The organism is Rhodococcus jostii NBRC 16295 (assembly GCF_001894825.1).
In the GTDB taxonomy this organism is placed as follows: Bacteria; Actinomycetota; Actinomycetes; order Mycobacteriales; family Mycobacteriaceae; genus Rhodococcus_F; species Rhodococcus_F jostii.
Genome location: NZ_BCWY01000089.1, coordinates 1 through 16,609, shown reverse-complemented (window position 1 = coordinate 16,609; position 16,609 = coordinate 1). Strand labels below are relative to the sequence as shown.

The window sequence follows — 16,609 nt, the reverse complement described above, 5'->3', positions numbered from 1 at the left end:
TACCCCATGACCTCGACCACTGAACCGGCGAACAACCACTACGACGTGATCGTCGCCGGCGGCGGATCCGGAGGCGTGGCCGCCGCCGTCGCGGCCGCCCGGGCCGGTGCGCGTACCCTCCTGATCGAGCGTGGACCCTGCCTCGGCGGCGCCGCCACGTTGCGCAACGTCGTCACCTACTGCGGCCTCTACACCCGCGACGACCTCGAGCAGGTCGTCTTCGGTATCGCCGACGAAGTGCTCGAGGCGCTCCGGTCTCGGGGCGCGGTCAGTGAGCCGCGCAAATACAACGCCGTCACCGTCGTCTTCGACCCGGAGAACGCCAAGGTCGTCCTCGACCAGCTCTGCCACGACGCCGGCGTCCAGGCCCGCCTGCACAGTCTCCTGATCGGAGCGCACACCGCCGGTGACCGCATCACCTCCGTCGAGGTCGCCGACCACGAAGGGGTGCACCGGTTCACCGCAGACGCCTTCGTCGACGCCACCGGCGACGCAGACCTCGCCCATCACGCCGCCGCAGACGTCCGATACGGCACCGACGGGTGGGTCCAGAACGGCAGCCTCGGTGTCCGCTTCGGTGGCATCGATCCCGGCGCCGAGGTCACCGTCGCCACCCTCGGCGAGGCGGTCCGCGCCGCGAAGGCCGGAGGCGTGGAGAACCTGCTCGCCGAATCCGGTCTGGTTGCGCAGATGCCGGTCTCCGGGGACGTCATCGCCTACATGATCGACGAAGGGTACGACGCCCGCTCGGCCGCCGATACCAGCCGCGCCGAAAGTCACGCCCGCCTCCAAGCACATGCCTACCTCGACGCCGTCCGCACCATTCCCGGCGCCCAGGGTGCCTACATCGTCACCACCGGGCCGGAACTCGGAACCCGCGAGTCCCGCCACATCATCGCCCGACACCGGCTGCGCGAGGACGACATCCTGCATCCGGCCACCCCCGAGGACGCCGTCGCCATCGGCGCCTGGCCCATGGAATACCACCCCGGCGCGGGAATTCCCTCGACCTGGAAGTTCATCGGAGATCCCGGCTACTACCCCATCCCCTTGGGCTGCCTGCAGAGTGCCAACCGGTCCAACCTCTACGCCGCCGGCCGCACCCTCGACGGCGACCGGCAAGCCGGAGCCTCCCTGCGCGTGATGGGCACAGCCTTCGCCACCGGACAAGCCTCCGGAATCGCCGCAGCCCAGCAAGCCCTGACCGGCGACGTCACCACCACCACGGTCCGCCAGGAACTGCAGCGCCAAGGCGCGCGGCTGCCCGAACCCGTCCACGCCTGAACACGAGATCGCGCAATTCTCGGTCGCCCTACCCACGCATCACCAGGAGTTCACATGGTCCACAAGATCGCCCTCGAAGAACACTTCGGGGCCACCGACCCCAACATCGTCGAGCAGTCCGCCACGCACTTCACCTCAGACGCCTGGCCCGCACACCGGGACATGCTGCTGGATATCCACGACTCCCGCCTGCAGCTGATGGACGAGTGTGGCATCGACAAGGCCGTTCTCTCCCTCCTCTCGCCGGGCATCCAGTCCCTGCACGATTCCGCCCAGGCCGTCGACTGGGCTCAGCGACTCAACGACTACGCCGCCAAACAGGTGGCCCACCGCCCGGACCGGTTCGCCTCGTTCGCCGCACTGCCCCTGCAGGATCCCACCGCGGCCACCGCCGAAATACGCCGCGCCGTCACCGAACTCGGCCTCGTCGGCGCCCTCGTCAACGGGTTCTCCCAGATCGGTGACGAGAACACCGTCGTCTACCTCGACGACCCCCGCTACGCCGAATTCTGGTCCACCGTCGCCGAACTCGACGTCCCCGTCTACCTGCACCCGCGTGACCCCCTCGAGTCCACCACGCCGCAGTACCACGGCCACCCCTGGCTCTACGGATCCGCGTGGGCGTTCTCCGTCGAAACCGGAACCCACGCACTCCGCCTGATGGGCAGCGGCCTGTTCGACCGGCACCCCAACCTGAACATCATCCTCGGCCACCTCGGCGAGCTCCTGCCGTTCAACATTTGGCGCACCGACCACCGCATCGCAGTGGCACCGCGCGGCATCGACATCCAGCACTCGTTCGGCCATTACCTCCGCAACAACTTCTACCTCACCACCAGCGGAAACTTCCGCACCCCGGCCCTTCTGAACACCATCCAGGAAGTCGGCGCCGACCGGTTGCTGTTCTCCGCCGACTACCCGTTCGAGGACATGCGCGAAGCAGCCGACTGGTTCGACCGCCTCGAGATCAACGACAACGACCACATCAAGATCGCCCGCACCAACGCACAAGCACTACTGAAAATTTGAGACGCACCAGGAACGCACCTCGATTCAGCGGCCGAGTTGAACGCTTCTGACAAAACTGCATAGCTGCCCGCACCCGAGTGCGGGCGGCTACACGTGAGCGGGGGCATGCCGTCCGTGCCGAGATCGGCCGTCTGCTACCAGAGCGGGGAAGTCCGGCCGCTGCTTCGGCACATCGGATCCGTTTTTCGATGCTGTCGAGATCGTCGCCGCGCGCGAGTCCGGTGCGGTTGACGGCGTTGGTCCCTAACCGCATGTGTGCGGGGTTGGTGCAGCCGGCGAAGTCGCATTGGTGGCAGAGCACCGCATCGTCCGCGCCGGACCACCCCAGCCGCGAATTCACACCGTACTCGAGTTGGTACGCGAACAGGTGCGCCGCGACGGTGCCGCGGCGGGACGGCCCGGGCAGACTCGCGGCCCGGAAAGCTGGTGGAGATGCACTATTCGAATCGTGCCGTGCGCACCCGTCAGCGCGGCGATAGCGTTCTGGGTCGAACCGGACGATCACGGGTCCGGCGAGCTCGGTTCATGCACGAGGGGGCCATCCGGCGGAGTAGTCCGTCGCGCAGGACCATCGTGTGGAAGAGGACGGCGCACATGTGTGCGGTGAAGGTGAAGAACAGCAGATAGCCGAGCATCGTGTGGGACTGCCGCAGGAGGGCGTAGACCGAGGGATCGGGGGCGAGAAGCGGGGGAAGGTGCAGGTGCCGGAAGAGGGTGATCGGGTAGCCGCCCGCCGAGAGCATCGCCCAACCGGTGAGCGGCTGGATCACGAGCAGCCCGTAGAGCAGGTACTCCGATGCGGTCGCGGCCCGGCGCTCGACCGGTCTCATGGTGGCGGGTGGGGCCGGCGTGCGGCACACCACCCGATTGCCGATCCGCACTACCACCAGGGCGAGGATCGCGACGCCCAACGGGACGTGCACCGCGCGCAGCAGGTGGTAGTGGTCGAGTGTCGTCACCATGAGGGCGCCGATCACCAGTTGGGCGATCACCATGACCGCCATCGCCCAGTGCAGCAACCGGACGGTCGCCGCGAACCGGGGCGGACGGTCGACCTGAACAGCGGTCATCGTGCACTCCCGTCCGCGTCGACGGCGCTCGGTGATGTGGGTTCGCCGGACCGGCGGGTGAACGATTCGGTGTAGACGGCGGACCGGGCGCTGAGCAGGGGATCGTCCGAGGGCGCGATACCGGTGGGGAGGACGAGTGGGTCGAAGTTGACGTCCCGTGCATTGTGCGGCGCTTCGGTCCGGACCTCCTCGAGGGTCACGGTGCCGACGTCGACGACCTGCCGGGTCGGCGGCCACGGCCGGGTGGCGTCGTCGGTCCGATCGCCGGGTCGGCCGATCGTGACCAGCATCCGCCACCGCAACGGCCCGCGCCGCAGCGCCGCGGTGAGTGCGTCGAAGAGGTAGTCGCGTCCCTTCGGCGGCAGGCCAGCGGAGCCGGCCGGTTGCTCGGGGACCAGCGACCACCGCACCGGAACCGTGACGCCGGAGTCGTTGGTGCACTGAAAGGCGTTGAGGCCGTAGAAGGTGCTGTTGTCGAACCCGGAGGTCGGTGGGTGCCGGCGGATGAGGTTCATCGCCGCCGCGGTCTCGGGGCGGCGGGAGAGAAACGCCGCCATCCGATCCGGGTCGGGTTTGCCGGTGGCCGGGTCCTTCTTCGACGCGAGCAACCGTTCGTAGAAGCCGTCCGGCGTCCGGTCCGGGAACACCGGGGTGTTGATCATCGCGGTGCGCCACTGCTCGCCGTCGGGGAGGTCGAACGCCAATCCCAGCCCGCGGACGGTGTCGTCGGCGTCCGGGGCGAACGGATTCCCGCCCGACAGTGAGAACCGGCCGGTCACCGGGATCCGGCCGACCCGGAAGACGCTGGCCGTGGACACGGCGGACCCGGCACCGGTGGCGGTGAAGTATCCGGTCGCGCTGACTCCCTTGGCGTGATTGCGCCGGAATCCGTCGTGGTGTCCGGCGACCTCCTCGAACCGGTCGGTCAGCCGCGCCGGGGTCAGGGTGTCGGCGTCCAGTGCCCCAGCCGCGCACAGGAACCCGCCGACGTCCACTGCCGCGATCGCACCGACCGCGGCCAGCCCGAACAGGGCACTGCGCCGGCTGACCGGCGGGCGGCTCGCCTGAACGGGGGGAATGGTGGCGTCATCCATGGGCGGAGTCGACCGTCACCACGTGCCAGGTTCCTTTGACGCCGTCGCCGCTGGTCTGCCCGGGCGCGGTGTCCTTCGCGAACCGGTAGAGCGGGTGGCCGTCGTAGGTGGTCTGCTCGGTTCCGTCCGGCCGCGTCGTGACATCCGCGCGGGCGGCGAGGGTGGCCTCGGGGTCGGGTGCGCCGAGCGAGGGCGGCCAGATCTGGGCGCAGGGACCGGTGCACCGGATGGTGTCGGCGGTGTCCTCGTCGAACCGGTAGAGCGTGAAACCGTCGCCGTCGGTCAGCACCCGGCCGAGCGCCGTGTCCCGGGCGCCGAGCTCCACCTGCCCGCCGGCCGCCGGGGTCGCCGGCGGCTGAGTCCGGGCGTCGTCGGTGGCGGTGCCGCACGCCGACATCAGCACGATGGCGCTGCCGGCGCAGGCAGCCGCAAGAATCGATTTCTTCACCATGTTCGTGGGTCTCCGTTCGTTGTTGCCCAGTGGGCGGGTGACGAAGGGGAGTACGGATGGTCGGCGGGCTGCGTTCACCGGCCCCCGAAGCGTCCGCGTATCCGGGTGACAGAATTCGAAGTGAACGCCGCGCCGCCCGCGCCCGTATACCTCGGTGGGCGTCGGGCGGGCCGACGCCAGATCCGGTGTTTCGGGAGGTGAGTGGTGCGGCTACGTATCGTGCGCACACGCGGGGACCGCTCCGGCGGCGGGCTGGACGACGACACGGTGTTGCGAGCCGCCTACGACGAGCACGGGAGGGAACTGTTCGCCCTCGCCTACCGCTCCCTCGGCGACCGGGGTCGCGCAGAGGAAGCGGTGCAGGAGACGTTCCTGCGGGCGTGGCGCGGGGCGGACCGGTACGACCCGCAGCGTTCGACGCTGCGGACCTGGCTGTACGCGATCTGCCGCAACGTGGTGATCGACGCGACCCGGGCTCGTGCCGCCCGGCCCACGCTCGCCGACGCTGCGCCGCCCGACCTGCCCGCACCCGAGCGTCCCCTCGAACAACTGCTGGTCGGGCTCGAGGTGGAGGAGGCGCTGCGGCGACTGTCGGATCAGCACCGCCTCGTCCTGGTCGAGATTCATCTCCGTGACCGGCCCGCCGCCGAGGTGGCCGAACAACTCGGCATTCCCGTGGGCACCGTCCGCAGTCGTGTGTACTACGCGCTGAAGGCGCTCCGACTCGTACTCGAAGAAATGGGGTGGCACGGTGACCACTGACCGCTGCCGGCAGATGCACACCATGCTGGGGATGTACGCGCTCGGACGCCTCGACGACCGCGAGACCATCACGCTTCGCGCCCACCTGGACGGCTGCCCGCAGTGCCGCGCCGAGTTGCGTGGACTGGGTCCGGTGGCGGAGGCCCTCTCGGCGGCCGACCCGGACCGGCTCACCGACCCGTCACCCCGGCCGTCGTCGACACTGCCCGACGCGATCTTCGGCGCCGTCGACCGCGAACGCGGACGGCAGCGGTACCGGCGGATCGCCGTCGCGGCTGCGGCCGCCGTGATCGCTGTGGGCCTGGTGACCGGCGGGTTCGTTCTGCGCTCGGTCACCTCGACTACCCCGCCCGGGCAGTCGGTGGCGTTCACGGTGCTGTCCGCGGGTGTGGAGGCGTCCGCTCGGGTGGAGAACCGGGCCTGGGGAACCGGCATCAGTCTCGACGTCGCCGGCCTCCCTCAGGGTCGCACCTACAACGTCTGGCTCCAGCGGGCGGACGGAAGTCGCATGAATGCCGGCAGTTTCATCGCCGGTGGCGACAAGACGATGTCGATGGAGTTGGCGGTGGGGCTACCGATGTCGGATGCGACGACGCTCGGAGTGAGCGCTCCGGGCGACGACCGGACGCTTCTGCAAGCGCCCCTGCACTCCTGAGCCGGCGCCGCTGCCTCCGCCTCGCGGAGTCGCGGGGTGCGGGGTGTCGCGGTGGTCACACCACCCGTGCGGAGACGGCATCGGGCGGAGTAGGTGGAGTGTGGCACTGACCTGCGATTGCTGCGGATTCGGCACGCATTGATAGCCCCACTCAATCTATCGAATAGGTCTCATAGATTGGACCTATTCCAATCTGCTGGATAGCGTTCTCGTTGTCGGCTTCCCGTCTCCACCGAATAGAGGTTTCAATGGCCCTGATCAACACGCAGATCAAGCCCTTCGCCGCGAACGCTTTCAAGGACGGCGCGTTCATCACCGTGTCCGCGGACGACATCAAGGACAAGTGGGCGGTCTTCTACTTCTACCCGGCCGACTTCACCTTCGTCTGCCCGACGGAACTCGGCGACCTCGCCGACCACCACGAGGAACTGCAGCGCCTCGGCGTCGAGGTCTTCTCGGTGTCCACCGACACGCACTTCACGCACAAGGCATGGCACGGATCGTCCGACACCATCGGCAAGATCAAGTACGCCATGATCGGTGACCCGACCCAGGAGATCAGCAAGAACTTCGAGGTCCTCCGCGAGAACGAGGGATTGGCCGATCGCGGCACCTTCCTCGTCGACCCCGACGGCGTCATCCAGTTCACCGAGGTCACCGCAGAAGGCATCGGGCGCAACGCCGCCGAGCTGGTTCGCAAGGTCAAGGCCGCCCAGTACGTCCGGTCGCACCCCGGAGAGGTCTGCCCGGCCAAGTGGGAAGAGGGCGAAGAGACCCTCGCTCCGTCGCTGGACCTCGTCGGCAAGATCTGACGCAGCCCAGTCGCACCGTAGGCACGGGCTCAGGTTTCCTGAGCCCGTGCGCTCGGTTCCCGGTGCTCAGCTCCCGTGGGGGCAATCGGTGTCGCACCAACACTTTCCGGACCACCTGCACCAGGTCGTTCGGTTCCCGATCCCATGTCCTCCCGATCGATGGAGTAGATCCGCATGCTCGAAGCCTCGCTCGCCGGCCAACTGAAGTCCCTGCTCGACAGGCTGACCCTGCCTATCGAGCTCGTGTCCTCGCTCGATGACGGACCCAAGTCGGCCGAACTCGCCGACCTGCTCACCGAGATCGCGGCGATGTCGGAGAAGATCACCTACGAACGCCGCGACGACGACACGCGACGCCCGTCGTTCGCTGTCCGCCGCAGTGGCACCGACATCGCGGTCCGCTTCGCGGGCATCCCCCTCGGACACGAGTTCACCTCGCTCGCACTCGCTTTGCTCCAGGTCGGCGGCCACCCGTCGAAGGAGGCGCCCGAACTGCTCGAGCAGGTCCGCGACCTCGACGGGGACTTCCACTTCGAGACCTACTACTCGTTGTCCTGCCAGAACTGCCCGGACGTCGTGCAGGCCCTGAACCTGATGTGCGTGCTCAATCCGCGCATCAGCCACGTCGCGATCGACGGCGCCTTGTTCCAGGACGAGGTCGAAGGCCGTCAGGTCATGGCGGTGCCGACGGTGTTCCTCAACGGTGAACTCTTCGGCTCGGGCCGGACGAGCCTGGAGGAGATCATCGGCAAGCTCGACGTCGGCGCCGCCGACCGTGCCGCCGCCGCGATCGCGGAGAAGGATCCCTTCGATGTCCTCGTCGTCGGCGGTGGCCCGGCCGGCGCCGCTGCCGCGGTCTACGCCGCGCGCAAGGGAATTCGCACGGGTGTCGCTGCCGAACGTTTCGGCGGTCAGGTACTCGACACCATGGCGATCGAGAACTACATCTCCGTTCCCCACACCGAGGGCCCTCAGCTCGGGGCAGCGCTCGAGAACCACGTCCGTCAGTACGACGTCGACATCATGAACACGCAGCGGGCAGCGAAGCTCGTTCCGGCGGTCACCGACAGCGGTCTCGTCGAGATCGAATTGGACAGCGGCGCTTCCCTGCTCGCCCGCACGGTGGTTCTGTCCACGGGTGCGCGGTGGCGCTCGATGAACGTGCCCGGCGAGGACACCTACCGGAACAAGGGTGTGACCTACTGCCCGCACTGCGACGGACCGCTCTTCAAGGGCAAGCGCGTCGCCGTGATCGGTGGTGGCAACTCCGGCGTCGAGGCGGCAATCGACCTCGCAGGTCTCGTCGAGCACGTCACTCTCATCGAGTTCGACTCGGTGCTCCGCGCCGACGAGGTGTTGCAGCGCAAGCTGCGCAGCCTCCCCAACGCGGACATCCTCCTGAGCACGCTCACGACGGAGGTCCTCGGGGACGGCAACAAGGTCACCGGTCTGGCCTACCAGGACCGCACGACCGAAACATCTCACACGCTCGACATCGAGGGTGTCTTCGTCCAGATCGGTCTGCTGCCCAACACGGAGTGGCTGGCCGGGAGCGTCGAGTTGTCCGATCGCGGCGAGATCGTCATCGACGACCGGGGTCAGACCTCGGTACCCGGCGTCTTCGCTGCCGGCGACTGCACCACCGTGCCGTACAAGCAGATCGTCATCGCCGCGGGTGCCGGAGCAACCGCCGCGCTGAGCGCATTCGATCGGCTCATCCGAACGGGCGTTCCGGCCGAGGATGCCGCAGCCGCAACCGTCGGATAGTCCGGTCGTTGTCGGCATCGTCTGCCGCGATTCCGGAGTCGCCGGAAGTTCGTGACTGGCGGTGCCCGAGGTCGGCGATTGCCGTGTCTGCCTGGCGGGCACGGCAATCGCCGTCAGATCGGCCCGGATGCGTAGCCGGTATGTGCTTCGGCAGGGGACTCCGTCTGTGAGGCGATAGCGGAACGGGTGACGGGGCCTCAATCGATGGCGCGGAACACCGCATTCACTGTCGGCGGCGTTTGGCGCGGACGGCGAACTCGTCCAGCACGCGGACCACGTCCTTCGCTTGCCAGATCCCGTTCTGTCGTCCGTCGGTGATCTGGGTGAGTATTCCGGCGTCGACCAGGCGGTCGATCGCGATCTGCGCGTTCGCGCCGGTCACCCCGACAGTGGACGCGACGAGCTTGCCCTCCACCGCCGGTTGGTGCAGAAGGAAGTCCACGTGGCGGTGTACCGCCGCGCCGCACCGTCACACGGCTGCGCCAGTCGGCGCGAACAGATTCCAGGTCCTGCACGAGGGTGCGGCCGTTGGCGACCGCACCGAACGATGCGTCCGCAGGATCGCCCTCGACGTCGATGGCGTCGGACAGTTCCAAGCTGCTTGCATGGCCCGGACATTTCCGACGATCAGGCGGGCGTTGCGAGAGGCGTGCTCGCCGAGTTCGGCCAGCGCAATGTGCCGCGCCCCGCTGGTGAGGTTCTCGATCGCCGACCTCGACGCACTCTCGGTGCGCAGCAGAATGGAGGCGAACGGGGCGGTGATGTGGCCGATCTCGACGTCGAAACGGGTGAGTTCGGTCGCCGCTTCCTCCGTCAATGCCTGCAGTTCGCTGCTCAGTGAGATGGTTCGGTCCCAATAATCGATGCCACCCAGCATGCATGCCATTGCTTAGCTCATTATCCAATGGCATGGAAGAAAGCGGGGCGTGAGGTGACCGACCGTACTCGCCACACGCCTGTCTATTCGACCTCGCTGACCGCGTGGGTGAGCCCTTCGGCGGAGCCGTAGCATCGTCCGATCAGGTCGGAATATGTTCCCGTGACACTGGTCCCGAGTTGTGCGGCGATCATCCGGCCGGTGTCGACCGCGCCCGACAACGGGGAGCGGACTCTCGGATCCGCGGGACGGCGGCGACGGTTCGCGTGTGCAGGGATTCGAGCGGTTGACGCTCACCGCGGCGTCGTCGGCGGCTGTGTTTTCGTCGGTCCCCTTCCGTCATGCCACCCCAAACACCGTAGGTTTCACCCACCACGAGCGCGTGATTGCGGCACTGCACGAGCACGGGGCAGGGCCTGCAAATCTGCCGAGCCTGCGTTTCGCGCCGGTCGCGGGCGCGGCCGCGTTCATCGTCAGGCGAAAAGAACACTGCCAGTTCGGTATCGCGGCACGCAGCGAGCGCCCACCAGTCACCGGAGCCGAGAGTGACGTCGACCCTGTGCGCGGGAGAGTCCTTGGCCGCGGTCAGGATGTCGCGGAAGTCGTCGTCCGGATGGGTGCACGGATCACTGCTCACGGTGGTGGTCACGTTTGTCTCCTGAAAATCGAACCGATCGTCAGCTCGCGCGCCGGCGAGCCTCGGCACGCCAAGTGCGGCGTGTGGTGCTTCCAGGATCGGTCAGCTACCCGTTGTCGCGGTGTTCCAAAGCGGAACACAAGTGGGTTGGAACATGCTCTTACGTTTGACCCACACGCCGTGGCGGCCATCACAATGTCGCCCCGCCGATGCAGAGGGTCACAACACTCTCTGGCCCCGTCCGCCTGCTCCAGGAGAAACACATGACAAGTACGACTTCGTCGCCATCCGCGATGACTCCCCGTCGCGCGGCGACAGCCGCACTCCTCGGCAGCGCATTGGAGTACTACGACTTCTTCGTGTACGGCGCGGCAGCCGCTCTCGTCTTCAACGTGCTGTTCTTCCCCTCCGGCAACCCTGCCGTCGCGCTCATCGCATCATTCGCCACCTTCGCGGTGGGGTACGTGGCACGCCCTGTCGGCGCGGTGGTGATGGGACATTTCGGCGACCGACTCGGCCGCAAACGCGTCATGCTGGCCACGGTCGTGATGATGGGTGTCGCATCCTTTGCCATCGGGTGTCTTCCCACATACGCACAGGTGGGTCTGTTGGCCCCGGTACTGCTGGTCGCCCTCCGCGTCGTTCAAGGATTCTCCGCGGGAGCCGAATCGGCGGGAGCGTCGACGTTGACGGTGGAACATTCCCCGGTCGGGCGCAGGGGATTTTTCACCAGTTTCGTGATGGTCGGCTACGCGGTCGGCTGCTCACTGGCCACCGTCGTGTTTCTCCCGGTCGCGATGTTGCCCCACGACCTGCTGTACACCTGGGGCTGGCGAATTCCATTCTGGCTCAGCGCCGTAGTCGTCGTCATCACCTACTACGTGCGCAGCCATCTGGACGAAACTCCGGCGTTCACCGAAGCGAAAGAGGGAAGTGCAGTCCGGAAGCGACCGCTGAACGACGTGATCAAGTATCACTGGCGCGACGTGATCCGTGTTGCCGGAGCATCACTGATGGCGTCGATGCAAACCTTGTTCGCCGTGTTCAGCCTGTCGTATGCCACCTCCGTCGGGGTGGATCGGAGTGCGATGCTCGCAGTCATCTCCGGGGCGATAGCGCTGTCGATCTTCGGCATCCCCGCAGCCGGTTACCTCTCCGACGTCATCGGCCGGAAGCGAACGATGCTGATCGGCGCCGTCGGCGGTGCGCTCTCCATCTTCGCGTACCTGTGGGCGATCTCGACAACGAATATCCTGATGATCGCGATCTTCGCGTTCATCAACATGTCCCTGTTCTTCAGCTGCTACAACGGCGTCTGGACGTCGTTCTTCGCCGAGCAATTCCCCGCACCCGTCCGATTCACGGGAATGGCCGTCAGCAACCAGATCGGTAACCTCCTTGCAGGATTCGCCCCGCTGATCGCAGCCCTGCTCCTCAGCGCGGGTCCGTCGGGCTGGCTTCCGGTTGCATTCTTCGGCTCGATCGCCACCGGAATCGGTGCGATCGCCGTTATCGGAATGCGCGAGACGTCGAGGACCCCGGCGGAATTGCTCGGCGGTCCGAGGTCCGCAGATCTGATCGGTCGACTGCGTTCGGCCGAACACTCTGGTCCTGCCCAACGCCCCGCAGACGCAACGATGAGTTGACCCACCGAGAAAGCCTCCAAGGAACAGATCCTCGACGGTTCACTGTCGGGGATCTGTTCATTCGGCATGGTGTCCTTCACAATTGATGGTCAGCGCATTCCGAGGAGTCGGCGGACGGGACCGCGTTTGCGCTTCTTCTCGATCGTCGTCGCCAGGCCGATTCGGCGGCCGGTAAGTGGATCGGTGGCGGGGGCACCGCCGAACCCGGCTTCGGACGCGGTCTCGGGCGCTGCGTCGCGGGTGTCCGTGAGGTACTTGTCGGGAAGCGAGAGCTTCGCGATGGTGCGCCAGGACTTCCAGTACTGCACCGCGAGCGGGCCGGTCGTGTACGGCAGGTCGTACTTCGCGCACAGCTGCTTCACGCGGATGGAGATCTCGTGGTAGCGGTTGGATGGCAGGTCCGGGAAGATGTGGTGCTCGATCTGATAGCTCAGGTTACCGGTCATGAAGTCCATGACGGGGCCGCCCGAGATGTTCGCGGATCCGAGCATTTGCCGCAGGTACCACTGAGCGTGCGTCTCGTTGTCGACGTCCGTCTTGGTGAACTTCTCGGCGCCGTCCGGGAAGTGACCGCAGAAGATCACGGCGTTGGTCCAGAGATTGCGGACGAGGTTGGCGGCCGCGTTGGCCTTGACCGTGGACTTCCATGCCTTGCCGGTCAGTGCCGGGTACACGACGTAGTCCTTGAGGGTCTGCCTGCCGAGCTTGGCGATCACTTCCTTGCCGCGCGCCTTGGTGAGTTCGCGGTCGTCCCGGCCCCGGGTCACTTTGCCCAGCTCGAGCAATTGGATCGCGAGTCCGTACTGGAACAGCGCCGCCAGGATCGCGTTGTAGGCGATGTTGCCGAGGTAGAACGGCTTCCAGCGCTGGTCACGGGTGACGCGGAGCAGGCCGAATCCCACATCGTCGTCCATGCCGAGGACGTTGGTGTATTTGTGGTGCGCGTAGTTGTGGGTGATCTTCCAGTGTGCCGACGGATCGGCGTTGTCCCATTCCCAGTTCACGGAGTGCACTTCGGGGTCGTTCATCCAGTCCCACTGCCCGTGCATCACGTTGTGCCCGAGCTCCATGTTCTCGATGATCTTCGACAAGGAGAGCATCCCGGTGCCCAGCACCCACAGCGCACGCTTGCGGGAGCCGAAGAGCACCGCCCGGCCGCCGAGTTCGAGGCCGCGTTGCAGCCGGATGGTGTTGCGGAGGTACCGGGCGTCGCGTTCACCACGGGATTCCTCGATGTCCCGCCGGATCGCATCGAGGTCGCGGCCGATGGCCTCGACGTCGGCATCCGTCAGGTGCGCATATTCCTTGATGTCCGATATCGCCATGCGCCTACGGTACCGTAAGTTACGGTTCCGTAGGTTACGGGCGAGTAGCTTATGACGCGAATCACTTCGACTGGTACGCAGCAATTTACGATGCGCTCTGCCAGAACCCCGGTTTGCTCTCGCACGAACGGGACGCTCGTTCGATCTGACGCAACGAGCGTCCCGTTCGTCCCGTCAATCCGAGGTCACCGACCGGGTGCGATCATCCGTTCGTCGGCATTGATTTTCAGGGCCCGCATCTTGCGGTACAGGGTGGTCCGGCCGATGCCCAGAATCTTGGCGGCGCGCGCCTTGTTGCCGTCTGCTTCGCGCAGGGCGCCCTCGATCGTCTCGCGCTCCGCCTGCTCGTAGCGGCTCAGCGAGGACCAGGCAGTCTGTCGCATGGGTGCGGGCAGGTCCTTGGTCTGAATCAGGCCGCTGCGAACCGGATACGGCAGGGCGGTGAGGAGCCTGGTCAACTCGGCGACGTTGCCGGGCCAACGCCAGGCCAACAGGCACTGGAGCGCAGCGGGGGAGAACCGCAGGGCCGGCGCGCCCGGGAAGAGCTCGGCAGCGACCGCACGCACGATGTCGGGCAGCTCGTCGCGCAGTTCCGTGAGGGAGGGAACGCGTACCGCTGCCGGAACGGCGTCTGCACCGTCCTGGTCTGCATCGTCGGTGCGTTCGGTGAGGATGATCCGGGCGCCCGGGGGTACTCCGGGGCGCGGGAGCACGGCGAAGTCCCCGAGACGCGCGCGCAGGTCGTCGGAGAGATCGTCTCCTCCCACCACAATGATCCCGCGGCCTTCGCGCAACGTGGCTTCCCCTCTGGCCCAGTCCGCGTCATCCGCAGCGAGGTCGCGGGCGGTGACGACCTCCGGCTCCTGGCCGGTCTGTTGGCGCAGCCATCTCGAGGCCTGGTGGCGTTTCCCGGTGCCGGGGCCTCCCACGACGTGAATGAGCCCGTCGACGTCTCCGGAAGTGGTGAGCTGCCGTTGCACGTCGCTGTACGGGGTCGGCCGAGCCCGATGGGACGCCGCGCCGTCGGCCGCAACGCCGCCGGCAGGTGTGGCCGCACTGTCCGGGTCGGGCGCGACGGTCACCTGTCCGGATGCTGCCGCTGCGGCCTGCTCGGTGAACTCCAGCGCGAAGATCGAGTCTTGACCGGCGCGGCCGAGGCGCCGAACCATGGCCTCGGTGCCGAGCGTGGGCAACTCGAGTTGCAGTTCGTCCTGATCCCAGCGGTGTCGGCGTAGCTTTTCCCACAAGTCGGCGTGGGACTCCGCGTCGAAGTGGGCGAGGGCGGGCAGGTCCGTCATGACCGTTTCCGAGTTCATGACCAGGACCGGGTGCCGCGAGGACCGGAAGAGGCGGTAGGTGCGCGCCAGCTCGAGGTCCCTGGAGTCGGCCATCAGCTCGAGCGCTTCGGCGATCTGATATCCGGCCTGCCGCACCATCGCGACCATCAATGGGCTGGCAACGTCGATGTGCGAAGCGATGGACAGTGAGCCCACGATCCGCCCGGTGATGGGGTGCTTGATGGGAGCGCCCGCACAGGCCAGTTGGGCGAGCGCATCGTTGAAATGCTCGGTGCCGCGGACGAATACGATCCCCCGCGACTCGATGGGGGTGCCGAGCCCGTTGGTGCCCAAGGACTGTTCGGAGAAGTCGAAACCTTCCACTGCGTTGGCCTGGTCCAGTGCCCGCTCGTCCTGGGTGTCGACAATGCGGCGGGACACGATGCGTCCGTCCTCGTCGGCCAGGAAGAGGGTCATCCGCGAGTCGGTGAGGTTGGTCTGCCACTGGTCCAGGATCCGGCCTGCGGCACGCAGGATGGCGCTGTCCGGGTCGATCTCCCCCAGAATGTGGGGTCCGGCCCCGGGATCGACGCGGTGCGAGACCGAACGACGCCAGCTTTGCTCGATCTCCTCGGCGACGAGGGACGCGGGAACGGAAGCCCGGACCAGCCCCTGCGTGATCAGCAGTTCGCGGGCACTCCGGACCTCGTCCTCGCGGCGTGACTTTTCCATCACCATCCCAGTGTCAAGCAGTCAAGACGATGCGTCCAGCAACGCCTCCGGCGGTGAGGTCGTCCAGGGCGCGGGACACCTCCGTGGCGGACAGTGCCCGTTCGACCACGGGGATGTTCGGCAGCTTTCCGCTCTGCGCGATCCGTACCAGGTCCTGCAGCTGCGAGAGCGTCCCCACGAAGCTGCCCTCGATGTGGATCATGCGCAGGGCCAGCAGTGCGGTCGGGATGGTGACTTCGCCGCCGAAGAGTCCGACCTGGACCATGTGCCCCGCCTTGGTCAGGACCTCGAAAGCCGACGTGGCGGTGACTCCGTTGTTGACGAAGTCGACGACGGCGCTCGCAGGTCCGCCGATCGCTTGTCGGATGTCTTTGGCCCCGCTGCCGGGCCCGGACAATACTGCGCTCGACGCGCCCATGTTCCGGGCCAGGGAGAGATTCCCCTCGGCGACATCGACCGCGCAGATGTTGCGGTGGCCCCGGGCACGGAGTAACGCGACGGCGGTGAGACCGAGGCCTCCCGCGCCGAAGAGGACGACGGGCTCATCCGGTTCGAGGGGAAGTATCCTGTCCACGGCGCTGTAGGCGGTGAGACCCGAACAGGCCAGGGTTGCAGCCCAACTCGGGTCGATGCCCTCGATGTCCACGAGGTACTTCTCGTCGGGCACCAGAATGTACTCGGCGTAGCCGCCGTGGCGGGCCACGCCCAGGTTTCTTCCTGCAGCACAACGGTTGTCGTTACCGCCGCGGCAGTGGCGGCATTCGCCGCAGCCGATCCACGGGTAGATCAGCCGCACATCGCCCGGGCGAACGGATTCCACGTCGTCGCCGACCTGTTCGACGATGCCGACCACCTCGTGGCCGAGCACCATCGGGTACTCGATGCCGCGGTCCTTCATGCTCATCAGCCCGCGGCTGCCCAGATCGTATCCACCCGCGCGCAGGTGGGTATCGGTGTGGCAGACGCCGGCCCGCGTCACTTTCAAGAGGACCTTCCGGCCTTCGGGGCTCGGGGTCGGGATATCCAGGTCGTGGATCGTGCTGTCGTCGGGAAGGACGGCGAATGCATGCATCGGGGGACTACCTCGTTCAGGGTGGGCTGTCAGGTGTCCCCTCATCATGTGCACAAGTTCGGGGTCCAATGTGTTTCACATCGGAACACAGGTGAGTTGCCAGGTCCTCCTACGTTTGA

At 66.9% G+C, this 16,609-nt stretch carries 16 protein-coding genes; 7 read left to right on the top strand and 9 right to left on the bottom strand.

Annotated elements, in window-relative coordinates; genetic code table 11:
• Nucleotides 1–6 precede the first annotated feature (6 nt).
• Nucleotides 7–1,284 (top strand): FAD-dependent oxidoreductase, encoded by a 1,278-nt coding sequence (locus RJ1_RS36360; RefSeq protein ID WP_073367761.1) that lies wholly within the window; start codon nt 7–9, stop codon nt 1,282–1,284.
• Nucleotides 1,285–1,338: 54 nt separating this feature from the next.
• The gene (locus RJ1_RS36355; RefSeq protein ID WP_073367758.1) at nt 1,339–2,313 is read left to right on the top strand and encodes an amidohydrolase family protein; all 975 of its coding nucleotides are present in this window, start codon (nt 1,339–1,341) and stop codon (nt 2,311–2,313) included.
• Between the two features lie 464 nt (nt 2,314–2,777).
• On the opposite strand, the gene RJ1_RS36345 is transcribed toward RJ1_RS36355, so the two are convergent.
• From RJ1_RS36345 to RJ1_RS36335, 3 genes are read right to left on the bottom strand one after another with little or no spacing between them, the layout of a single operon-like run.
• Entirely contained in the window at nt 2,778–3,383 is a 606-nt protein-coding gene (locus RJ1_RS36345; protein WP_073367755.1) for a cytochrome b, read from the bottom strand.
• Nucleotides 3,380–4,477, bottom strand: coding sequence for a catalase family peroxidase (locus tag RJ1_RS36340; protein WP_073367753.1), 1,098 nt, complete (start codon nt 4,475–4,477; stop codon nt 3,380–3,382). Before RJ1_RS36340 ends, RJ1_RS36345 begins: the two co-directional genes overlap by 4 nt.
• Nucleotides 4,470–4,928: a COG4315 family predicted lipoprotein gene (locus RJ1_RS36335; RefSeq protein ID WP_073367750.1), complete on the bottom strand. Its 459-nt coding sequence runs from the start codon at nt 4,926–4,928 to the stop codon at nt 4,470–4,472. The genes RJ1_RS36340 and RJ1_RS36335 overlap by 8 nt, the downstream gene beginning before the upstream one ends.
• A 204-nt stretch (nt 4,929–5,132) precedes the next feature.
• On the opposite strand from RJ1_RS36335, the gene RJ1_RS36330 reads away from it, so the two are divergent.
• The 4 genes from RJ1_RS36330 (at nt 5,133) to ahpF (ending at nt 8,924) form a co-directional block, all read left to right on the top strand.
• The gene (locus tag RJ1_RS36330) at nt 5,133–5,690 is read left to right on the top strand and encodes a sigma-70 family RNA polymerase sigma factor (protein WP_174695063.1); all 558 of its coding nucleotides are present in this window, start codon (nt 5,133–5,135) and stop codon (nt 5,688–5,690) included.
• 13 nt (nt 5,691–5,703) lie between these two features.
• On the top strand, nt 5,704–6,345 hold the full coding sequence (locus RJ1_RS36325) for an anti-sigma factor (protein ID WP_073367798.1): 642 nt from the start codon (nt 5,704–5,706) through the stop codon (nt 6,343–6,345).
• Nucleotides 6,346–6,593: 248 nt separating this feature from the next.
• Nucleotides 6,594–7,157 (top strand): alkyl hydroperoxide reductase subunit C, encoded by a 564-nt coding sequence (gene ahpC / locus RJ1_RS36320; RefSeq protein ID WP_005250059.1) that lies wholly within the window; start codon nt 6,594–6,596, stop codon nt 7,155–7,157.
• Nucleotides 7,158–7,331: 174 nt separating this feature from the next.
• Nucleotides 7,332–8,924: an alkyl hydroperoxide reductase subunit F gene (gene ahpF, locus RJ1_RS36315; protein ID WP_073367745.1), complete on the top strand. Its 1,593-nt coding sequence runs from the start codon at nt 7,332–7,334 to the stop codon at nt 8,922–8,924.
• 223 nt (nt 8,925–9,147) lie between these two features.
• Here ahpF and RJ1_RS48200 read toward each other — a convergent pair whose 3' ends face one another.
• The 3 genes from RJ1_RS48200 to RJ1_RS36300 form a co-directional block, all read right to left on the bottom strand.
• The gene (locus tag RJ1_RS48200) at nt 9,148–9,366 is read right to left on the bottom strand and encodes a hypothetical protein (protein ID WP_240319893.1); all 219 of its coding nucleotides are present in this window, start codon (nt 9,364–9,366) and stop codon (nt 9,148–9,150) included.
• Nucleotides 9,367–9,393: 27 nt separating this feature from the next.
• Complete coding sequence (locus RJ1_RS48195) at nt 9,394–9,810, bottom strand: hypothetical protein (protein ID WP_240319894.1); 417 nt, start codon at nt 9,808–9,810, stop codon at nt 9,394–9,396.
• A gap of 181 nt (nt 9,811–9,991) precedes the next feature.
• A complete protein-coding gene (locus tag RJ1_RS36300; RefSeq protein ID WP_143048994.1) occupies nt 9,992–10,390 on the bottom strand; it encodes a WhiB family transcriptional regulator in 399 nt (132 codons plus the stop codon).
• A 311-nt stretch (nt 10,391–10,701) separates the two neighbouring features.
• Between RJ1_RS36300 and RJ1_RS36295 the strand changes: the two genes are divergently transcribed.
• A complete protein-coding gene (locus tag RJ1_RS36295) occupies nt 10,702–12,084 on the top strand; it encodes an MFS transporter (protein WP_240319895.1) in 1,383 nt (460 codons plus the stop codon).
• A gap of 89 nt (nt 12,085–12,173) precedes the next feature.
• On the opposite strand, the gene RJ1_RS36290 is transcribed toward RJ1_RS36295, so the two are convergent.
• From RJ1_RS36290 to RJ1_RS36280, 3 genes are all read right to left on the bottom strand, one after another.
• Nucleotides 12,174–13,409: a fatty acid desaturase family protein gene (locus tag RJ1_RS36290; protein ID WP_073367736.1), complete on the bottom strand. Its 1,236-nt coding sequence runs from the start codon at nt 13,407–13,409 to the stop codon at nt 12,174–12,176.
• A gap of 185 nt (nt 13,410–13,594) precedes the next feature.
• Complete coding sequence (locus RJ1_RS36285) at nt 13,595–15,418, bottom strand: sigma-54-dependent Fis family transcriptional regulator (RefSeq protein ID WP_170008931.1); 1,824 nt, start codon at nt 15,416–15,418, stop codon at nt 13,595–13,597.
• A 13-nt stretch (nt 15,419–15,431) separates the two neighbouring features.
• Nucleotides 15,432–16,490, bottom strand: coding sequence for an alcohol dehydrogenase (locus RJ1_RS36280; RefSeq protein ID WP_073367732.1), 1,059 nt, complete (start codon nt 16,488–16,490; stop codon nt 15,432–15,434).
• Nucleotides 16,491–16,609 lie beyond the last annotated feature (119 nt).